Below are 17,765 nucleotides of genomic sequence, written 5' to 3' on the forward strand. Positions count from 1 at the left end.
GCTTGCAGCAAGGCAAGACTCGCCTCAGCGCTTGGGCTGGGCGGCAAGATGGGCTTGGATGGCCTTGGCGATCCAGGGCTTGTCCGCCTTGGTGGCGAACTCGGCGGCGGTGAGGTGGAAGCCGCCGTCCTTCAAGGTGGCGTCGGCGCCGCGCGCCAGCAGCAGCTTGACGATCTCCTCCTGGCCCTCGCGCGCGGCCAGCATCAGCGGCGTCATGCCGGACGGCGACTCGGCGTCGATCTGCGCCTTGCGGTCCAGCAGCAAATTGCTGATCTCGATACTGCCGGCCGCCGCCGCGTAGTGCAAGGCGGTCCAGCCGGACTGGTTGATGCTGGCGCCGGCGCCGAGCAGGGTCAGCACGGCCGGCTTGTTCTGGCGGAAGGCCGCCATCATCAAGGCGGTGTTGCCGTTGGGCGCCTTGGCGTCCAGGTCGATGCCGGGCTGGGCCAGCAGCACCTTGAGCGTGTCCTTGGCCTCGTAGCGCATGGCCACGATCAAGCCGGTCTCGCCCCGTTCCGGTTCGCGGATGTTGGGATCGAGCCCCTTGGCCAGTACGCGGCGAACCACGCCGACGTTGTCGATCTGGACGGCGCGGAAGTAGTCGACGGCGTCCTCGGCCGCGTCGGCCAGGGCCGGGCCGGCGTGGCCGGCGAACAGGCCGGCGGCCAGCGCGGCCAGCAGAAAGCGCCGCTTGGCGGCCGGTTTGATGGTGAGATTCGGCATGAGAATATCAGCGTACCACGTTGAATAGTTTGAAGAAATTGTCCGTCGTCTGCTGCGCCACCTGCTCCACGGGAATGCCCTTGAGCTTGGCGATGTACTCGCCGACGTGGGCCACGAAGCCCGGCTCGTTCATCTTGCCACGGTGCGGCATCGGCGCTAGGTAGGGTGAATCAGTTTCGATCAGGATGCGGTCGAGCGGCAACTCCAACGCCACCGCCTGCAAGTCCTTGGCGCTCTTGAAGGTGACGATGCCGGAGAAGGAGATGTAGAAGCCCATCTCGATGGCCGCGCGGGCCACCTCCAGCGATTCGGTGAAGCAATGCATGACGCCGGCCACGCCGCCCGCCTCGGTGCCGGCGCCCTCCTCGCGCATGATGCGGATGGTGTCCTCGCTGGCGGCGCGGGTGTGAATAATCAAGGGCTTACGGGTGATTCTTGAGGCTTTGATGTGGGTGCGGAAGCGCTCGCGCTGCCACTCCAGGTCGCCCGTCAGGCGGAAATAGTCGAGCCCGGTCTCGCCGATGGCGATGATCTTCTTGTGGTCGGCCAGTTGCACCAACTGCTCGACGCTGGGTTCCGGCGTGTCCTCGTAGTCGGGATGCACGCCGACCGAGGCGTAGATGTGCGGATACTGCTCGGCCAGGGCCAGCACCTGTGGAAAGTCCGGCAGATCGACCGACACGCACAGCGCGTGCGTGACCTGGTTGTCGGCCATCTTGGCCAGGATCTCGGGCATGCGAGCGGCCAGCTCGGGGAAATTGATATGGCAATGGGAATCGATATACATGGCGTAATTGTACCCCGGAGCGTGCCGGCGCCGCTGGTCCGCCCGCGCCCGGCCGTCCTCGCCTGGCCATCCCCGCGCCGCCGGCCGCGCTAGACGAACACCTCGCGCCGCGCCGCCTGGCTGATCGCCAGGGTGGCCGGGTGGCTCATGCGCCGCTCCGTGGTGATGGCGTAGACCTGTTCCAGCAGGCTGGGGACCACGCCCAGTTGGACCACGCCGTATTGCGCGCAGACATGGGCGGCGATCACGCTGGGCGCGAAGAACACGCCGGCGCCGGAACGGCCGAAGGCTTTCATCATCGCGCTGTCGTCGAACTCGCCGACCACGCGCGGGCGCAGCCCGCTGCCCTCCAGCCAGGCCAGCAGCTTGTGGCGGATGGCGAAGTCCTCGCCGGGCAGCAACATGGGGGCGCGGTGCAGGCAGGCCGGGAAGTCGCCCACCAGGCCCGCCGCCAGCTCCGCGTTGGCGAACACGGCCAGACCGCTCTCGCCCAGCAAGTGGTTGTAGCCGCGCACGCTCAGGTGGCTGGGCATGGGCCGGTCGGCGATGATCATGTCGAGCCGGTGCACCGCCAAGTCGGCCAACAGGCTGGCCAGGCGGCCTTCGCGGCAGATCAGGCGGGGCGGCTCGGCCATCGCCAGCGCCGGTTGCACCAGGCGGCAGGCGATGGTCTTCGACACCGAATCGGCGCAGCCCACCCGGAAGGCGACGGTCGCCGTCGGCGACTGGTCGCGCACGATGTCGAGCAGCTCGTCGCCGGCGCGGAAGATGTCCTCGGCGTGGCGCAGGATGCTGCGGCCGGTGTCGGTCAGCTCCAGGTTGCGGCCGTTGCGGCGGAACAGCTCGACGCCGAGCGTGTCGGCGAACTCGCTCAACTGGCCGGAGATCGACTGCGGCGTCAGGTGCAACTGCTCCGCCGCGCGGGCGATGCTGCCGGCCTTGGCGACCATCCAAAAGTAGCGCAAATGCTTGTAGTTGAGTGAGGACATGCCGGCGATAGCTCCAAAAAATCGATGTATTGTGCAATATTAATCGATTATTCTTTTGTGGCGCGGGGCATTAGACTGTATCTCGTCGGTTTCGACAAAAACTTTTCATACTGGAGTAAAGGCTATGCGCGCTTACCAAACAAACAGTCCACAAGCGGCGGGACGGATACTCGCGCTGGCGATGGTGGTCGACGGCAACTTGACGCCGTCCGAATTGCGCGCCTTGGACCGCAGCAAGATCCTGCCCTACATCGAACTCGACGTGGCTGGCTTCGAGCAGTTGCTGCAAGACTTGTGCGACGACATGTTGCAAACCGTCGTCCATGGCGCGGTGCAGATGGACCACGGCTTGATCGACAGCCTGCTCGACGAGATCCGCGAGCCCGATCTGCGCCGCCATCTGCTGCAGGCGATGTGGGCCATCGCCGACGCCGACGGCTGGTTGGCCGACGCCGAGGCGGTGCTGTTGGCGCGCGCCAGCGCGGCCTGGTCGGCCGAGTCGAACTTCAGCGACCGGCCGCGCCGGCTGGCCTAGGGGGGGCGGGGCCCGGCTAAGACGCCAGCGGCCTCCAAACCATCCACGGGCTCAAAGCCAGGGTCAGACCCTAGGGTCTGACCCTTAATTGCGCCAGTGGGTCTTCTTAGCTTAGCCTGGTTCCGGCTGGATGCCAAAACCCCAGCTCAGGCGACGCGCTTGCCGAGGATGATCAGGTCGCGCTCGATGCCGTCCAGATTGGCCACCTTGGGCAGATTGGCCCAGGTGGCGAAGCCGTACTTGGCGAACAGGCCCAGACTGGGGGCGTTGTGGCCGAAGATGAAGCCGAGCAAGGTGTGCACCTGGATGCTGGGCGCGTAGGCGATGGCCTGCTCCAGGCAGTAGCGGCCGATGCCCTTGCCGCGCCAGGCCTCGGCGATGTAGACGGAAATTTCCGCCGTGCCCGAATAGGCCGGCCGGCCGTAGAAGTTCGAATACGAGATCCAGCCCAGCGTCGCCGCCGGGACCGACGCATCGTCGGCCGCCTCGATGATCCACAGCGGGCGGCGCTCCGGCGTGTGCTCGTGGAACCAGGCCAGGCGCGATTCGACCGAGACGGGCTCGGTGTCGGCGGTGACTTCGCGCGAGGCGACGGTGCTGTTGTAGATGGCGACGATGGCGGGCAGGTCGTCGAGCGTGGCGTTGCGGTGGCGGAATGCGGTCATGAGCGGAAAAATGAAGGGGTGGAATCTTGCAGAAATCGGCTACAGGGTGTGGGTAGCCCGCGAGGAACGCAGGGCGGCGCCGAGGATCTCCTCGATGCGCAGCCGGGTGCGGGTGCCGCTGTCGTCGTCCGGAAAGTGTACGCCGATGCCCTGCGCCTTGTTGTTGTGCGCGCCGGGCGGCGTGATCCAGGCGACCTTGCCGGCGATCGGGTACTTGTTGACGTCGTCCATCAGCGCCAGGATCAGGTAGATCTCGTCGCCGATCTTGTAGGGCTTTTGGGTCGGCACGAACATGCCGCCATTTTTCAGAAACGGCATGTAGGCGGCGTACAGCGCGGCCTTTTCCTTGATCGCCAGCGACAGCACCGTCGGCCGCGCCAGGGGCGCGGTGTTCGGGTCGGAGGGGCTGGCGCTCATGTCGTCCCTTTCAGGTTTCAGGCGCAGCAGGCCGTGTAGTCGAGCAACATGTCTTCGATGAACAACTTGGGCGACAAGGGGTGGTCGGCCGTGGCGCGACGCTCGTTGGCGCTCTTGATGGCGGCCAACAGGCGGCTGACGTGGATCTTGTCGGCCAGGCTGGCCAGCTCGCGCTGGTAACGCGGGTAGTAGCGCACGCTGCCTGCCAGTTTGTAGGAAAACAGGTCGTAAAGCCAGCGCTGAACCCAGGAAACCTGCGCCGACAGGCTCACCTTCTGCAATTTTTCCGCCGTCTTCAGCGCGCCCTCGATGCTCGGATGGGCCAGCAGTTGCAGCAGCGCGTCCATGTCGTCGCGGTTGCCGGTTTCGGCCTGGGCCATCGCCGCCAACGGCGCGCCGCCCTGCTCGCGCAGCCAGCTGTCGGCGTCGGCCACGCCCTGCGCCTTGAGCCAGGCCAGCGCCTCGGCGTGGCTGGGCATGGGCAGGGCGAACTTGCGGCAGCGCGACAAGATCGTCGGCAGCAGCCGGTCCAGGCTGTTCGAGGCGAGCAGGAAGACGGTGCCCGGCGGCGGCTCCTCCAGGGTCTTCAGCAGCGCGTTCGAGGCCGGCATGTTGAGCGCCTCGGCCGGGTACAGCACCACCACGCGCAGACCCTGGCGGTGGGTGGAAATGTTCATGAAGTCGGCCAGATTGCGGATCTGCTCGATCTTGATCTCTTTCGACGGCGCCTTGGCCGACTTGGCGGTCTTTTTGGACTCGCCGTCGCCACCCTCCTCGCCGTCGGCCGGCGGCTCGTCCTCCAGCGCCTCGGGCCGCACGCGGCGGTAGTCGGGGTGGTTGTGCTGGGTGAACCAGCCGCAGGAGGCGCACTGGCCGCAGGCGTGGCCGCTGGGCAGCACGGCCTCGCACAGCAGGCCCTGGGCGAAGCGCTCGATAAAGTCGGACTTGCCTATCCCGGCGGCGCCATGGAACAGGATGGCGTGGGGCATGCGCTGGCGCAGCTGTTGCAGCTGTTGCCAGGACGATTCTTGCCAAGGATAAATTGAATTGCTCATCAGTAGTATTCTATGCTGAAAGTTCCGCTTGCAGCATGCCGCTCAGCTGCAACTGGATCGCGGCGATCGTCTGGGTCGAGTCGATGATGCGGAAACGCTGCGGGAACTGGGCGGCGCGGCGCAGGTATTCCTGGCGCGTGGCGGCGAAAAAGTCGGCCTGCTCCTGCTCGAACTTGTCGAGCGAGCGGGTGGCGTCGAGGCGGGCGCGGGCCACTTCCAGCGGCACGTCGAACAGGAAGGTCAGGTCCGGTTGCAGATGCGGGTGGACCCACTGCTCCAGCGCCTCCATCTTGGCGCGGTCCATGCCCCGGCCGCCGCCCTGGTAGGCGAAGCTGGCGTCGGTGAAACGGTCGGAGATGACCCAGGCGCCGCGCGCCAAGGCCGGCTCGATCACCTGGGCGATGTGCTCGCGGCGGCTGGCGAACATCAGCAGCGCCTCCGTCTCCAGGTGCATCTTTTCGTGCAGCAGCAGGTCGCGCAGCTTTTCGCCCAGCGGCGTGCCGCCCGGCTCGCGGGTGGTGACCAGTTCTATGTCGGCGCCGCCGTGGCTGCGCAGGAATTGCGCCACGAAGCCGATATGGGTCGACTTGCCGGCACCGTCGATGCCTTCGAAACTGATGAATTTGCCGCGTTGTTGAGTCATGAAAACTGAAAGGCCTATCGTTGGAATTGGTTCACTGCCCGGTTGTGGTCGGTCAGGTTGTCGGAAAACTGGCTGGTGCCGTTGCCGCGCGAGACGAAATACAGGGCCGGCGTCTTGGCCGGCGCCAGCGCCGCCGTCAGCGACTGCACGCCCGGCAGCGCGATCGGCGTCGGCGGCAGGCCGCTGCGCGTGTAGGTATTGTAAGGGGTGTCCGTTTCCAGGTCGCGCTTGCGGATCTTGCCCTCGTACCTGGCGCCCATGCCGTAGATCACCGTCGGGTCGGTCTGCAGCAGCATGCCCAGCTTGAGACGGTTGACGAAGACGCCGGCGATCATGCCGCGCTCTGACTTTTGCCCGGTCTCCTTCTCGACGATGGAGGCCATCACCAGCGCCTCGTAGGGGTTCTTGTAGGGAAGCGCCGGGTCGCGCTTTTCCCACGCCGCGTTGAGGCGGGTGATCAGCATGCTGTGCGCCTGACGGAAGATCTGCAGGTCGCTGGCGCCCTTGGCGAACAGGTAGGTGTCGGGAAAGAACAACCCCTCCGGCTGCTTATAGTCGGATGTTATGCGCGCCATCAACTCCTTGTCCGACAAGGCAACGGTATCATGCTTGAGGCCCTTGTGCGCCGCCATCGCCTGGCGCATCTGGCGGAAGGTCCAGCCCTCGATGATGGTCAGCGTTTCCTGGGCGAACTCGCCGCGCACCAGTTGATCTATCAAGCGCAGCGGCGTGGTGCCGGGTTTCAGTTCGTAGGCGCCGGCCTTCAGTTTGCCGCTCTTGGCGGTGACACGGGCCAGCAGATTGAACAGCAGCGGTTCGATCGGCACGCCGGCCTCGGCGATCTGTTGGCCGGCAGCGTGGGCGCCGCTGCCGGGGGCGATGCTGAATTCGATGGCCGGTTCCTCGGTGGTGATGGCGTCCGTCGCCCAATAGGCGAAATAGCCGCCCGCCGCCACCGCAACGATCATGCCGCTAACTATGATTTTTTTTATGAAAGCCATCTCTCAAACAAGCCAAGTGGTTATCCACCAGTGTGGACCAGAAATGCAGGCTAAGCCAGCCGAACCCGATACGGTTTTTGGCCGCGTTCGGCGCGTTTTGCGCGACATCACTATAATGAACCCGTAATGATAATGCTTTAATCGTCAAATTATTGGAAATTATGAATACTTGGAATCAACTTTTGGACGCGCAGGGTGCGCGCCGCGCCGAGCAGGCGCCGGATCAGGTGCTGGACTTCGGCCGCGCCCTCGGCGCCACCGAGCTGGCCGCCGGCTTCGCCGCCCCCGTCACCGACCTGGGCCTGATCGCGCTGAACGGCGAGGAGTCGGCCAGCTTCCTACACGGCCAGTTGACCAACGACGTCGAGCACCTGAACGCGGAGCAAGTGCGCCTGGCCGGCTACTGCTCGCCCAAGGGCCGGCTGCTGGCCAGCTTCCTGCTGTGGCGCGACGCCGAAACCATCTATTTGCAACTGCCGCGCGCGATCCAGGCGCCGCTGCAAAAGCGCCTGCAGATGTTCGTGCTGCGCGCCAAAACCAAGCTCAGCGACGCCACCGCCCAGCCCGCCAACGAGGTGGTGCTGGGTCTGGGCGGCGCCCTGGCCGAGGCCGTGCTGCGCACCTGGTTCGACGTGCTGCCGGCGCAAGCCTACAGCCGCATCGACCACCCGCTGGGCACGCTGCTGCGCCTCGGCGACGTGTTCGGCGCGCCGCGCTACCAATGGCTGACCTCGGGCGCCACCGCCGCCACCGTCTGGCCGCTGCTGGCCGAGCGCCTGGCCGTGGGCGGCAACGACGCCTGGCATTTGTCCGAGATCCACGCCGGCGTGCCGCAGATCGGCGCGGCGACGCAGGAGCAGTTCGTGCCGCAGATGGTCAACTACGAGCTGCTGGGCGGCGTCAACTTCAAGAAGGGGTGCTACCCCGGCCAGGAGATCGTCGCCCGTAGCCAATACTTGGGCAAGTTGAAGCGCCGCACCACGCTGGTCAGCATCGCCGACAAGGCCGCCATTCCCGGCGCCGAGGTGTTCGCCACGGCCGATCCGGAGCAGCCTTGCGGCATGGTCGTCAACGCCGCGCCGAACGGCGCCGGCGGCGTCGACGCGCTGGTCGAGATGAAGCTGGCGGCGATCGACGCCGGCGTCGCCGAGGGCGCCGTGCGGCTCGGTTCGGCCGCCGGCACGCCGCTGCGCTTCCTCGCCATGCCGTATGTGCTGGACGCGCTCGACCTCTGACATGGCCGACCTGTACATTTACTACCAGGTGCGCGAAGCCGACACGGCCGCCCTGCAAGGCGCCGTCACGGCCATGCAGGCCGGCCTGGCGCAGCGCCACGGCGTCGCCGCCCAGCTGAAGCGGCGGCCGCAGGCCAAGGACGGCCTGCACACCTGGATGGAGGTCTACCCGGCCGTGCCGGCCAGTTTTCCGGCCACGCTGGAGGCCGCCGTCGAACAGGCCGGCCTGTCCGCCTGGATCGCCGGCGCGCGCCACACCGAAGTCTTTACGGATGTAATCTCATGTGTTTGATCGTTTTCGCCTGGAAGGTCATCCCGGCCGTGCCGCTGGTGGCCGCCGCCAACCGCGACGAGTTTTACGCGCGCGCCAGCGCGCCGGCCGGCGCCTGGCCGGACCAGCCGCAGATTTTTGCCGGCCGCGACCTGAAGGCCGGCGGCAGCTGGATGGGCATCAGCCGGGGCGAGGCGGCGACACAGTCGTCGCGCTTCGCCGCCATCACCAACATCCGGGCGCCGGCCGAGCACAAGCCGGACGCGCCCTCGCGCGGCCACCTGGTGGCCGACTACCTGGCCGGCAATATGACGCCGCAGCAGTATGTTGAATCGATCCGCGCCGGCAGCGAGGCCTACAACGGCTTCAACCTGGTGCTGGCCGACCGCGACACCCTGATCTGGTTCTCCAACAAAGGCCAGGGCGACCCGCGCAACGGCCAGCCGCTCGAGCCCGGCGTCTACGGCCTGTCCAACGCCCTGCTCGACGCGCCGTGGCCGAAGGTGCTGAAGACCAAGGCCCAGTTCGCCAGTCTGCTGTGCCTGGGCGCGCCCGACGACGCCTATTTCGAGATGCTTTCCGACACCACGCTGGCGCCCGACATGCGCCTGCCGGAGACCGGCGTGCCGCTCGACCTGGAGCGGGTCTTGTCGGCGGTGCGCATCGAAACGCCGGGCTACGGCACGCGCACCTCGACCGTGGTCAAGCTCTACGCCGACGCCCCGGCGGTGCTGCACGAAGTGCTGGTCCAATAGCCTAGTCCCACGCCCCCCGAAAAGGACCGAGAGCCGGGGTCAGTGCCGACATTCGGACACAAACACAGCAGTTGTAGCGCTTGCAGGCGAATGCTACGGTTGAGCTCGTGTCTGAATGTCGGTATCTGACCCCGGGGCTACGGGGCCTGGCACACGCATGTGTCCGATATGAGCGCGGGTTTGTTGAAGATCAAACACCGTAGCCGATTCGCTTGGCCGCCTCGCTGGCGGGGCTATCGTGTGGCTATCGCCTGCCCATTGGGAGTGGATCATCATGGCCAAGAGTACAACAACACCAGCCAACGCGCCAACGGGCGCGCCCGCCAGCGGATTCGACCGGATCAGGGGCTGGGTCATCGGTCTGACCGGCGTGCTGGTGGTGCTGCCGGCGCTACTCAACGGCGGGCTGGACATCTACGCCGCGCTGGCCAAGCTGCCCAAGACGGAGTCGGAGCGGCTCAACGTCGAGCTGTTCAAAAAATACTTCAACAAGCAGCCGGTGGCCGCCTTCCCCGTGCCGATCCGCCGCACCGACGGCACGGTCGAGGTGCGCTTTTCGGTGTTCGACGAGGGCGATATTTTCGTCGAGTTCGGCAAGTTCACCCAGTGGTTCCCCTTCCCCAAGAACGAGACGGCCGGCGTCGGCCTGTCCTTCCTCGGCCTGGCCCACGCCGAGCAGACCAGCAAGATGCGCGGCCTGGGCCAGTACAAGCAGCAGGAGGCCTATGACGCCAGCGGCAACGTGGTGCGCGAACGGCAGTGGGAGAATGGCGTGCGCGAGTGGCAGCGGCTGAACCCGCGCACCGGGGACATTCTGGAGAAAAAGGTCACGCGCGTGCCGGCCACCGGCGCGGCCAAGCCCGCCGACGAGCCCAGCGCGGGTGCCAACGCCGGTGCCAGCGAAGTCAACAAGCGCGCCACGCTCAGCCAGTTCGCTCCGATCGACCTCGAGGCGCTGCTCAACGCGCCCCGGCCCGTCCCGAACACCGCCAAAGCGGCCAAACAGGGCTCAAGCTGCGTCACGCCGTCCGGCAGCTGCGGCCTGCTGTACCCCTTGCCGCCGGACAGCGCCTGTAGCTGCGAAAACGCTTACGGCAGCGTTGCCGGCCGGTCGAAGTAGTCATCCGGGCCGGGCCATCCGTCGCCGTCCATCGGCCGAAAGCTCTACTCCGAAATAGTTATTGTGGGAAAGTAAATAGCAAGTTTATACTTTGCCGGCAGGCAACAGCAAAAAGCCCAGCCGCACACCCACCGCAAGCGCAGCTATTTTCCGGAGAAACGCATGGATAGTCAGAGCAATCAAAACATCGCCATCATTGGTCTTGGACGTGTTGGATCGGCATTTCTCACCGAGATGTTGAAGAAGAAACGCGGCGGCGTTCACCTGACCCACGTCGCGGAGAAGATGGACACGCCGGGCAAGGCCCAAGCCGTCGCCGCCGGCATCGCCGTGGTCGGCCTGGACGAGCTGGTCGCACTGGGCGACAAGCTCGACGTCATCTTCGACCTGAGCGGCCTGCCGGAAGTGCGCAACGAACTGCGCCACAAGCTCGCCGCGGCGGACAACCACCACACCGTCATCGCCTCGGAAACCATCGCCCGGCTGATCGGGGCGCTGATCAGCGACCACGCCATGCCCGTCATCGAAGGCCGCAAGACCGGCTACTAAGCCGACATCGAAGCCGACATCGCGCCGCCGGGTACATAGGCGGCGCCACCCTGCCCCGCTCGCCCGCAGCCAAAATCAGGCAAACGTCAGCTGCATCTGGATGTGGGCGATGCCCGCCTCGAAGAATTCCTCGCCGTCGATAACGAAACCGTGCCGCTGGTAGAACGGCGCGGCCTGGGTCTGTGCGCTCAGCACCACCTTGCGGTCGCCGCGCGCCTTGGCCTGCGCCATCAGGGCTTGCAACAACTCGCCACCGACACCGCTCCCCCGCGCGACCTTGCGCACCGCCATGCGGCCGATATGCCCGTCCGGCAGCAGCCGCGCGGTGCCGATGGGCATGCCGGCGGCATCGTAGGCGACGGCGTGCAGGCAGACGGCGTCCATGTCGTCGAGTTCGATCTCGGCCGGCACCTTCTGTTCGTCGACAAAGACTTCGAAACGGATGAGTTTGGCATCGGCGCTCAGGGCGTCCCAGTTGCCGAAATGGATGTCGTGCTTGCTTGTATTGGTCATGTAGCTTGGGCAAAGGGTGGCGAAACGGCGATTGTCGCACGCCGCCCGCGCCGGATGGAAGCGGCCCAGCATCGGCCGCCAAATACTCACCCCTCCGCCCGGATAGCCATTACTTTCTAGCCATCCCTTTAGAACAAGGTCTGCTGCAAACTGGTCAGCGTGGCGAAGTCGTCGCGCAGGAAAGGCAGGATGGCGTCGGCCACCGGCTGCAACTGCCGCGTCAGGTAGTGCTCGTAGTCGATCGGCGCGCGGCGCACCTCCAGCGGCTCCGGCCCGGCCGTCGTCATCACATAGCGTATCCAGCCGCCGCGCTGGTACTGCAGCGGCCGTCCGTGGCGCCGGTTGTACTCGTCGGCGATGCGCGCCGCCCGCACATGCGGCGGCACGTTGCGCTCGTATTCCTCCAGCGGCCGGCGCAGCCGCTTGCGGTAGACCAGCAGCTCGTCGAACTCGCCGGCCGCCGTGCGCCGCACGTAGTCGCGCAGGTAGTCCTGATAGGCCTCGCCCTTGAAGATGCGTTGGTACAAGGCCTGCTGGAACTGCTGCGCCAGCGGCGTCCAGTCGCTGCGCACCGTCTCCAGGCCCTTGTAGATCATCTCCTCCGTGCCGTCCGGCTTGCCGATCAGGCCGGCGTAGCGCTTCTTGCTGCCCAGCTCGGAGCCACGGATGGTCGGCATCAGGAAGCGGCGGTAGTGCGTCTCGTACTGCAACTCGAGCGCGCTGTCGAGGCCGAACTCCTCGCGCAGGTGGGCGCTCCACCACAGGTTGACCTGGGCCACCAGCGCGCGGCCGATCACGCCGGCCTGCTCGTCGTCGTGGGCGTGGCCGAGCCAGACGAAGGTCGAGTCGGTGTCGCCGTAGATCACCTGGTAGCCCTGCGCCTCGATCAGCGCGCGCGTGCGGTGCATGATCTCCTGGCCGCGCAAGGTGATCGACGAGGCCAGGCGCGGGTCGAAGAAGCGGCAGCCGTCCGAGCCCAGCACGCCGTAGAAGGCGTTCATGATGATCTTCAAGGCCTGCGACAGCGGCTTGTTGTGCTCGCGCTTGGCCGTCTCGCGGCCCTGCCAGATCTGCTTGACGATGGCCGGCAGGCAATGCTTGTCGCGCGCGAAGCGGCCGCCACGGAAGCCTGGCACCGTCGCCGCCTCGTCCGCCATCGCCGTGCCGACCACCAGACCGACCGGGTCGATCAGGAAGGTGCGGATGATCGAGGGGTACAGGCTCTTGTAGTCGAGCACCAGCACCGAGTCGTACAGGCCGGAGCGCGAGTCCATCACGTAGCCGCCCGGGCTGTTGTCGCCCACCACGTCGCCCAAGTTCGGCGCCACATAGCCCTGGCGGTGCATCATCGGCATGTACAGGTGCTCGAAGGCGGCCACCGAGCCGCCGCTGCGGTCGGCCGCCAGGCCGGTCACGCTGGCCCGCTCCAGCAAAAAGGTCAGCAGCTCGGTCTTGGCGAAGATGCGCGTGACCAGCTCGCAATCCTTCAGGTTGTAGCGCGCCAGCGCCGGCTTGTCCTCGGCGAAGCGGCGGTCGATCTCGGCCATGCGGTCGTAGGGATTGTCGATCGACTTGCCCTCGCCCAACAGCGCCTGCGACACATGCTCCAGGCTGAACGAGGGGAAACTCCAAGTCGCCGACTTGAGCGCCTCGATGCCGTCGATAATCAGGCGGCCGGCGGCGGCGGCGAAGAAATGCTGCTGCTTGCCGCCGTGCTCGCGCCACTCCATCTCGCTGCCGTCGCGGCCGAAGCGCAGCGGCATGTTGTAGCGCTCGGCGTGCTGGCGCAGCACGCGCAGGTCGAACTGCACCAGGTTCCAACCAATGATGGCGTCCGGATCGTGCCGCTCCATCCAGCTGTTCAGCCGTTCGATCATCTGCGCGCGGCTGTCGCAATACTCCAGCGCGAAGTCGAGCGCGCCGGCCTCGGCGTTGGGCGGACCCAGCATGTAGACCTGGCGCTGGCCGCAGCCCTCCAGCGCGATCGAGTACAGCTCGCCGTGGGAGGTGGTTTCGATGTCCAGCGACACCAGCCGCAGCGTGGGCCGGTAGCCGGCCGCTGGCCGCAGCTGGCTGTCGAGCAGCGGCCCCTTGGTGCCGGCGCCGGCGTTGCCGTCGAAGCTGACCGGCGCGGTGATGAAGCGTTCCATCAGGTAACGCTCGGGCGGCCGCACGTCGGCCTCGTAGACGTCGACGCCGTACTCGCGCAGGCGTTTCTCCAGCTTCATCAACACGCGGTATTGGCGGCAATACAGGCCCAGCACCGGTCGGTGGTGGAAATCGGTCAGCGCCAGCGGCCGCAGCTCGCAATGGCGCTCGCCGCGCAGCACCAGTTCGGCCTGCTCGCGTTGCTCGGCAGGGATGAAGGCCACCGACGTCTGCGGCGGCAGGCGCAGATGGCGCGGCCCGTCGTCGGTCGCCAGCCAGAAGTCGACCTCCGTGCCGGCGGCCGTGTCGCGCCAGTGTCGGGTTAGTAAGAAACCCAAAAAGCCCTGTTGTGGTTGATCCAAGGTACTACCTTCAAAGCGCCGCTCAGGCGTGTTCTTGCTTTATTTTCTGATGCTGTTTCGCATGGCGCCGCCGGCTGCGCACGGGCGGCGGCCTCGCATCTTAAAGCAAAGCGCGGCCGCGCGCTGAGCGATCTTTACAGGGTGGCAACTTGCGGCGCCGGCTGGCTTGCCCGCCGGCTCAACAGCGCCAGGCCCAGCACGCCGCAGGCCGTGAGCGCGACGGCGATCATCTCCGCCTGGGTGGCGTGGATGCCGGCGAAGTCGAGCACCGGATTGACGCGGATCTGCTCGATCAGCAGCCGTTCCAGGCCGGCCAGCACCAGATAGACCGAGAACAGCCAGCCGGTTTTGAACGGATGCTTGCGCAGCGCCCACAACAGCGCGAAGCAGGCGAAGGCCATCAAGGTCTCGTAGATCGGTGTTGGATAGACGCCGGGGGCGGCGATCAGTTCACCGTAGATATTATTGTCGTAGGTCTGCGCCCAGGCCCAGGTGGGCAGCCAGTCCGGCTTGAGGGCCATGTTGGCCACGCCGCCCCAGTCGCCGTCGCCGGAGATTTGGCAACCGATGCGGCCGATGCCGTAACCCAGCATCATGGCGCCGGCGGCGGCGTCCAGCAAGGGACGCGGCGACAGGTTCCAGCGCTTGACGAACAGCATGCCGGTCAGCGTGCCGAAGATCAGGCCGCCGAAGATGCTCAGCCCCGAGCGGCTGAAGATCATGTCCCAGGGCGCGGCGACAAAGCTGTCCAGATGCTCGAAGATGTGGAAGACGCGGGCGCCGAGCACGCCGGCGATCAGCACCGCGATGGTCAGGTCGGGCACGATGTCTTGCGGCGGCTTCTCGACCAACACGGGCGCGCCGTCCGGGCCCTTGACGTGGCGCCAGGCCTTGCCCAGGCGGCCGGCCTGGTACAGCCGGCGCATCTCCACCTTCATGCAGGCGCCGGCGGCCAAGGTCGCCAGGGCGACCAGCAGGCCGAAGGTGGCCAACGGCATGGGCAGGTCGTAGCCGGTGTAGGCCTTGATGACATCGCTCAAATACGGGTACGACATGAATTGATCTCACTTCATCGATGAGGGTGGCGCCGGAGCGGGAGCCGAGAATGTAGCACGTCCGGCCCGACAAAACGGAGATGGTCGCAAACCTTCAGCCACGATTAAGCCGTGGCCAACGCCGGCCTGTTTGGCGGCAAGCCCGCACCAGATGTCGTTTGCCGCCACCTCGCGCGCAGGCGATCATGCGCGGAAGGTCATCCCCCGCTGCGAAACTTTGCCGACGCGGCTTACGCCAGCACCGCGCTTACCGGTCTACGCGACGAGAACGGAAGCGCCGGCCCGTAGCCAAAGCGCATCACGATATCCGGTCGGCGCCCGGGCGCGCCAACCAGGGCGGCGAGTTCCGCTCGCAGGCCGGCCACCTCCACGGGCTGGTTGATAAAGGCGTGCTTGAGGCCGAGCGCGGTGGCGGCAAGCGCAAAGCGCTGGCAGGCCATACCGGCAAGCACCCAATGCTCGGGATCATTCTTCTGCGCGACGAACACCGCGACACCGGCCGATGACGCGATCTGTCGGGCGTATTTGTCATTCTCGGCCGCCGCCTTAAAGCCGACATCGAACAGCACCGGCCCAAGCCACGCCGGCATGGGCGGATTGCCGCTCGAGGCGCTGAACAAGCCGTCGCCGGTCCGCATCGCTTGTCGAGGACTGAAACGCAGCCACGTTTTCAGTTCCCGCATGAAAGCGGGGTCCGCCATCTGCGTGCTGTTGCCGGCCACGACAAGATCGCGCACGCGATCCATCCGCGGCCGATCCGAAATGAGGTGCAGATCGACGCCTGGTAGCGCTGCGGCCCTGGCCAGCGTTGCCAGCTCCGCCGCGCTGACGGGCTTGCCGTCATAGTCGCCACGGGTTGATTGCCGCTTGGCGATGGCCTCGAACAGCGCAAGCTCGGCGGCCGCGCCACCGCCGAACGAGAACACCACCGCGCCTTGCTGGGCCGGGTTGAAGCTGAGCTCGCCGGGCCTGCCGCCCATCGCCGCTGCGACGCCCAGATTTGCCGCCGCGCAGCCCAGACTCGCATACAAATGGTGGTTGTCCGGGTCCACGGCGGAAAGCTGCCGCGCCAGATCGGGGTGGATTTCAATCCCGCTCGGCTTGATCTTAAACCGCCATGGCTGAGTGTTGTGGCTGTTCGCCGCAAGCGCTGCGCAACGTACCAACTCGCTCGTTTCCGGCCTACGTGCTAACGCTGCGCGGCTTGCCGCAATGGAAGAGTTGTATTCCTCCATGGAGCCCATGCTACGCATTCCGAGATAAGCGCCACCAACGCCGGCCAGCGCCACGGCGCCGCCGCCCAGCAGGATTGTTCGTCTGTTCAGCATAATAGTCAATGTCCCCAGCTAGATCGAAGTGCTGCTCTTGGTATCATGCCAACTTTGAGGCTATGATCACACCATCAATTCTACCGGATAGCTTTTCATGCTAGATATGTGCAACACGGCCGACGCGGCCAGGTGGCTTAGGCCACCTTCTGCAACTTGCTGCTGTACATAGCCTGGTCGGCATAGCGTAGCAACTGCTGCACGTCGTCGCCGTGCTCGGGGTAGTGCGCCACCCCGATACTCGCTGTGATAGCCAGACTAATGCCATCGGGCAGCAGAATGGGGGCCAACAGCACCTGGTGGATCTTCTCCCTGATCTGCGCAGCATCCTCGGGCACCAACATTTCCTCCAGGATGATGACGAATTCGTCGCCGCCGAGACGCGCCACGGTATCTGCTTCCCTTACGCATTCCTTCAGGCGCTGCGCCACTTTTCGCAGCAGCAAGTCTCCGCAGGCATGACCAAAGGAATCATTTACTTCCTTGAATTTGTTCAGGTCGATGAAGAGCAGCGACAGCATGCTCTGGTGGCGCTGCGCCCGGACCAGCGCCATCTCGAGTCGGTCGTGGAACAGGCGCCGGTTGGGCAGTTGGGTCAGCTCGTCGTGCTGCGCCATAAAGCGCAGACTGCCATGCAACTGCTTGCGCTGGATCGCCGTCGCCACCTGCTTGGAGACGAACATCAGCAAGTCTTGGTCGCGGTCGGTGTAGCTGTCCTGGCTTTGTCCGCCGCTGCTCTGCAACAACAGCACACCGATCAGATCCTGGGTGGTTGCCAGGGGTGCGCCAATCCAACAGTCCGGCGCCGGCCCGGCAGCCGCCCGCAACTGCGCCGTCAAGTACGGCAGGGTCGACGGCGTAATGCGCACCGGCAGACCGCTGCGCAACACTTCCTCGCCCAGCAGGCGCGCCAGCGGGTGCGGCGGTGCGGGACCGTCAGCGTTCGAATGATAGGTGAACTGCAGGGGCTGGCCGTCCGGCCCCCGCAAGGCGACCCCGAATCCCGGCGCCGGCAGCAGCGCGCCGATGATCTGGTGGACGCGCTCGAACAGGGCCGGTAGGTCGTCGCTCGCGTGGGCCGCCTCGGAGATCGCGTACAAGGCAACCTGCATGGCCTCCGCCTGCTTTATGGCGGTAACGTCGCGTGCCACGGCAACGCGCAACTGGTCCGCCTCGGACCAGCATGCCGACCACATGATGTGGACAATCTGGCCATCCTTGCGGACGTAGCGGTTTTCAAAGCTGGAATTGGCCTGGCCTTCCGTGATGGAGCGCGCCGCCGCCAGTGTGCGGGCCCTATCCGCCGGCAACACCAGATCGATCATTTGCCTGCCGATCATTTCCTGCTGGGTGTAGCCGAAGATGCGTTCACAGGCAGAACTGACGAACACAAAACGGCCGTCGACGTCGACCATGCAGACGGCATCCATCAGCAAGTCAGTGAAGCGGGCGATCGTGGCTGAAAACGACTTTTTCATATCGCTCGATTCTAGTCCAAATTGTCAAACGCAAGCCGGTATCCAAGCGGCTGTTACCAAAGTCCAACAACTTGAGCGCGTTTGACAAGACGGGCTAGATTGGGGAGGGGGAAGATGCCGGCCGCCGGCGTGATCG

General features: G+C 65.8%; 19 protein-coding genes. 6 read left to right on the forward strand and 13 right to left on the reverse strand.

Annotation, left to right across the window (positions count from 1 at the left end; translation table 11 throughout):
- Positions 1–24: 24 nt before the first annotated feature.
- The 3 genes from QC826_RS13945 to nhaR form a co-directional block, all read right to left on the reverse strand.
- Positions 25–723, reverse strand: coding sequence for an ankyrin repeat domain-containing protein (locus QC826_RS13945; RefSeq protein WP_279766120.1), 699 nt, complete (start codon positions 721–723; stop codon positions 25–27).
- Positions 724–730: 7 nt separating this feature from the next.
- Complete coding sequence (locus tag QC826_RS13950; protein ID WP_279766121.1) at positions 731–1,510, reverse strand: TatD family hydrolase; 780 nt, start codon at positions 1,508–1,510, stop codon at positions 731–733.
- A gap of 89 nt (positions 1,511–1,599) precedes the next feature.
- Entirely contained in the window at positions 1,600–2,499 is a 900-nt protein-coding gene (gene nhaR, locus QC826_RS13955) for a transcriptional activator NhaR (protein ID WP_093388948.1), read from the reverse strand.
- A gap of 124 nt (positions 2,500–2,623) precedes the next feature.
- On the opposite strand from nhaR, the gene QC826_RS13960 reads away from it, so the two are divergent.
- A complete protein-coding gene (locus tag QC826_RS13960) occupies positions 2,624–3,034 on the forward strand; it encodes a TerB family tellurite resistance protein (protein WP_279766122.1) in 411 nt (136 codons plus the stop codon).
- A gap of 146 nt (positions 3,035–3,180) precedes the next feature.
- Here QC826_RS13960 and QC826_RS13965 read toward each other — a convergent pair whose 3' ends face one another.
- From QC826_RS13965 to mltG, 5 genes are read right to left on the reverse strand one after another with little or no spacing between them, the layout of a single operon-like run.
- Positions 3,181–3,699, reverse strand: coding sequence for a GNAT family N-acetyltransferase (locus QC826_RS13965; protein ID WP_093388946.1), 519 nt, complete (start codon positions 3,697–3,699; stop codon positions 3,181–3,183).
- 39 nt (positions 3,700–3,738) lie between these two features.
- On the reverse strand, positions 3,739–4,116 hold the full coding sequence (locus QC826_RS13970) for a PilZ domain-containing protein (RefSeq protein WP_093388945.1): 378 nt from the start codon (positions 4,114–4,116) through the stop codon (positions 3,739–3,741).
- A gap of 17 nt (positions 4,117–4,133) precedes the next feature.
- Positions 4,134–5,171 carry a DNA polymerase III subunit delta' gene (locus QC826_RS13975; protein ID WP_279766124.1) on the reverse strand — a complete coding sequence of 346 codons (1,038 nt, stop codon included), beginning with the start codon at positions 5,169–5,171 and terminating at the stop codon, positions 4,134–4,136.
- Between the two features lie 10 nt (positions 5,172–5,181).
- Positions 5,182–5,814, reverse strand: coding sequence for a dTMP kinase (gene tmk / locus QC826_RS13980; RefSeq protein WP_093388943.1), 633 nt, complete (start codon positions 5,812–5,814; stop codon positions 5,182–5,184).
- A gap of 14 nt (positions 5,815–5,828) precedes the next feature.
- Complete coding sequence (gene mltG / locus QC826_RS13985) at positions 5,829–6,815, reverse strand: endolytic transglycosylase MltG (RefSeq protein ID WP_093388942.1); 987 nt, start codon at positions 6,813–6,815, stop codon at positions 5,829–5,831.
- Positions 6,816–6,976: 161 nt separating this feature from the next.
- On the opposite strand from mltG, the gene QC826_RS13990 reads away from it, so the two are divergent.
- From QC826_RS13990 to QC826_RS14010, 5 genes are all read left to right on the forward strand, one after another.
- Entirely contained in the window at positions 6,977–8,050 is a 1,074-nt protein-coding gene (locus QC826_RS13990; protein WP_093388941.1) for a YgfZ/GcvT domain-containing protein, read from the forward strand.
- Between the two features lies 1 nt (position 8,051).
- Positions 8,052–8,342 (forward strand): DUF4936 family protein, encoded by a 291-nt coding sequence (locus QC826_RS13995; protein ID WP_279766125.1) that lies wholly within the window; start codon positions 8,052–8,054, stop codon positions 8,340–8,342.
- Positions 8,333–9,076, forward strand: a complete 744-nt coding sequence (locus tag QC826_RS14000) for an NRDE family protein (RefSeq protein ID WP_093388939.1) — start codon at positions 8,333–8,335, stop codon at positions 9,074–9,076. Before QC826_RS13995 ends, QC826_RS14000 begins: the two co-directional genes overlap by 10 nt.
- Positions 9,077–9,314: 238 nt before the next feature.
- The gene (locus tag QC826_RS14005; RefSeq protein WP_279766126.1) at positions 9,315–10,196 is read left to right on the forward strand and encodes a hypothetical protein; all 882 of its coding nucleotides are present in this window, start codon (positions 9,315–9,317) and stop codon (positions 10,194–10,196) included.
- A 162-nt stretch (positions 10,197–10,358) separates the two neighbouring features.
- Positions 10,359–10,745: a homoserine dehydrogenase gene (locus QC826_RS14010; protein ID WP_279766127.1), complete on the forward strand. Its 387-nt coding sequence runs from the start codon at positions 10,359–10,361 to the stop codon at positions 10,743–10,745.
- A gap of 75 nt (positions 10,746–10,820) precedes the next feature.
- On the opposite strand, the gene QC826_RS14015 is transcribed toward QC826_RS14010, so the two are convergent.
- The 5 genes from QC826_RS14015 to QC826_RS14035 all read right to left on the reverse strand — a co-directional run bounded on the left by QC826_RS14015 (position 10,821) and on the right by QC826_RS14035 (position 17,629).
- A complete protein-coding gene (locus tag QC826_RS14015; RefSeq protein ID WP_279766487.1) occupies positions 10,821–11,258 on the reverse strand; it encodes a GNAT family N-acetyltransferase in 438 nt (145 codons plus the stop codon).
- A gap of 128 nt (positions 11,259–11,386) precedes the next feature.
- On the reverse strand, positions 11,387–13,768 hold the full coding sequence (locus tag QC826_RS14020) for a DNA polymerase II (protein WP_279766128.1): 2,382 nt from the start codon (positions 13,766–13,768) through the stop codon (positions 11,387–11,389).
- Positions 13,769–13,902: 134 nt separating this feature from the next.
- Positions 13,903–14,823 (reverse strand): prolipoprotein diacylglyceryl transferase, encoded by a 921-nt coding sequence (locus tag QC826_RS14025; protein WP_279766129.1) that lies wholly within the window; start codon positions 14,821–14,823, stop codon positions 13,903–13,905.
- Positions 14,824–15,053: 230 nt separating this feature from the next.
- The gene (locus QC826_RS14030; protein ID WP_279766130.1) at positions 15,054–16,151 is read right to left on the reverse strand and encodes an Acg family FMN-binding oxidoreductase; all 1,098 of its coding nucleotides are present in this window, start codon (positions 16,149–16,151) and stop codon (positions 15,054–15,056) included.
- A gap of 137 nt (positions 16,152–16,288) precedes the next feature.
- The gene (locus QC826_RS14035) at positions 16,289–17,629 is read right to left on the reverse strand and encodes a GGDEF domain-containing protein (RefSeq protein WP_279766131.1); all 1,341 of its coding nucleotides are present in this window, start codon (positions 17,627–17,629) and stop codon (positions 16,289–16,291) included.
- Positions 17,630–17,765 lie beyond the last annotated feature (136 nt).

It is taken from the genome of Rugamonas sp. DEMB1 (genome assembly GCF_029834475.1).
GTDB lineage: Bacteria > Pseudomonadota > Gammaproteobacteria > Burkholderiales > Burkholderiaceae_D > Rugamonas > Rugamonas rubra.

Bases quoted from the DNA above. Each gene is read 5' to 3' on its own strand.
- QC826_RS13950 (WP_279766121.1), bottom strand. From the start codon at position 1,510: ATGTATATCGATTCCCATTGCCATATCAATTTCCCCGAGCTGGCCGCT.
- QC826_RS13965 (WP_093388946.1), bottom strand. From the start codon at position 3,699: ATGACCGCATTCCGCCACCGCAACGCCACGCTCGACGACCTGCCCGCC.
- QC826_RS13960 (WP_279766122.1), top strand. From the start codon at position 2,624: ATGCGCGCTTACCAAACAAACAGTCCACAAGCGGCGGGACGGATACTC.
- QC826_RS13945 (WP_279766120.1), bottom strand. From the start codon at position 723: ATGCCGAATCTCACCATCAAACCGGCCGCCAAGCGGCGCTTTCTGCTG.
- QC826_RS14030 (WP_279766130.1), bottom strand. From the start codon at position 16,151: ATGCTGAACAGACGAACAATCCTGCTGGGCGGCGGCGCCGTGGCGCTG.
- QC826_RS14000 (WP_093388939.1), top strand. From the start codon at position 8,333: ATGTGTTTGATCGTTTTCGCCTGGAAGGTCATCCCGGCCGTGCCGCTG.
- QC826_RS14015 (WP_279766487.1), bottom strand. From the start codon at position 11,258: ATGACCAATACAAGCAAGCACGACATCCATTTCGGCAACTGGGACGCC.
- QC826_RS13970 (WP_093388945.1), bottom strand. From the start codon at position 4,116: ATGAGCGCCAGCCCCTCCGACCCGAACACCGCGCCCCTGGCGCGGCCG.
- QC826_RS13990 (WP_093388941.1), top strand. From the start codon at position 6,977: ATGAATACTTGGAATCAACTTTTGGACGCGCAGGGTGCGCGCCGCGCC.
- QC826_RS13995 (WP_279766125.1), top strand. From the start codon at position 8,052: ATGGCCGACCTGTACATTTACTACCAGGTGCGCGAAGCCGACACGGCC.
- mltG (WP_093388942.1), bottom strand. From the start codon at position 6,815: ATGGCTTTCATAAAAAAAATCATAGTTAGCGGCATGATCGTTGCGGTG.
- QC826_RS14025 (WP_279766129.1), bottom strand. From the start codon at position 14,823: ATGTCGTACCCGTATTTGAGCGATGTCATCAAGGCCTACACCGGCTAC.
- QC826_RS14035 (WP_279766131.1), bottom strand. From the start codon at position 17,629: ATGAAAAAGTCGTTTTCAGCCACGATCGCCCGCTTCACTGACTTGCTG.
- nhaR (WP_093388948.1), bottom strand. From the start codon at position 2,499: ATGTCCTCACTCAACTACAAGCATTTGCGCTACTTTTGGATGGTCGCC.
- tmk (WP_093388943.1), bottom strand. From the start codon at position 5,814: ATGACTCAACAACGCGGCAAATTCATCAGTTTCGAAGGCATCGACGGT.
- QC826_RS13975 (WP_279766124.1), bottom strand. From the start codon at position 5,171: ATGAGCAATTCAATTTATCCTTGGCAAGAATCGTCCTGGCAACAGCTG.
- QC826_RS14010 (WP_279766127.1), top strand. From the start codon at position 10,359: ATGGATAGTCAGAGCAATCAAAACATCGCCATCATTGGTCTTGGACGT.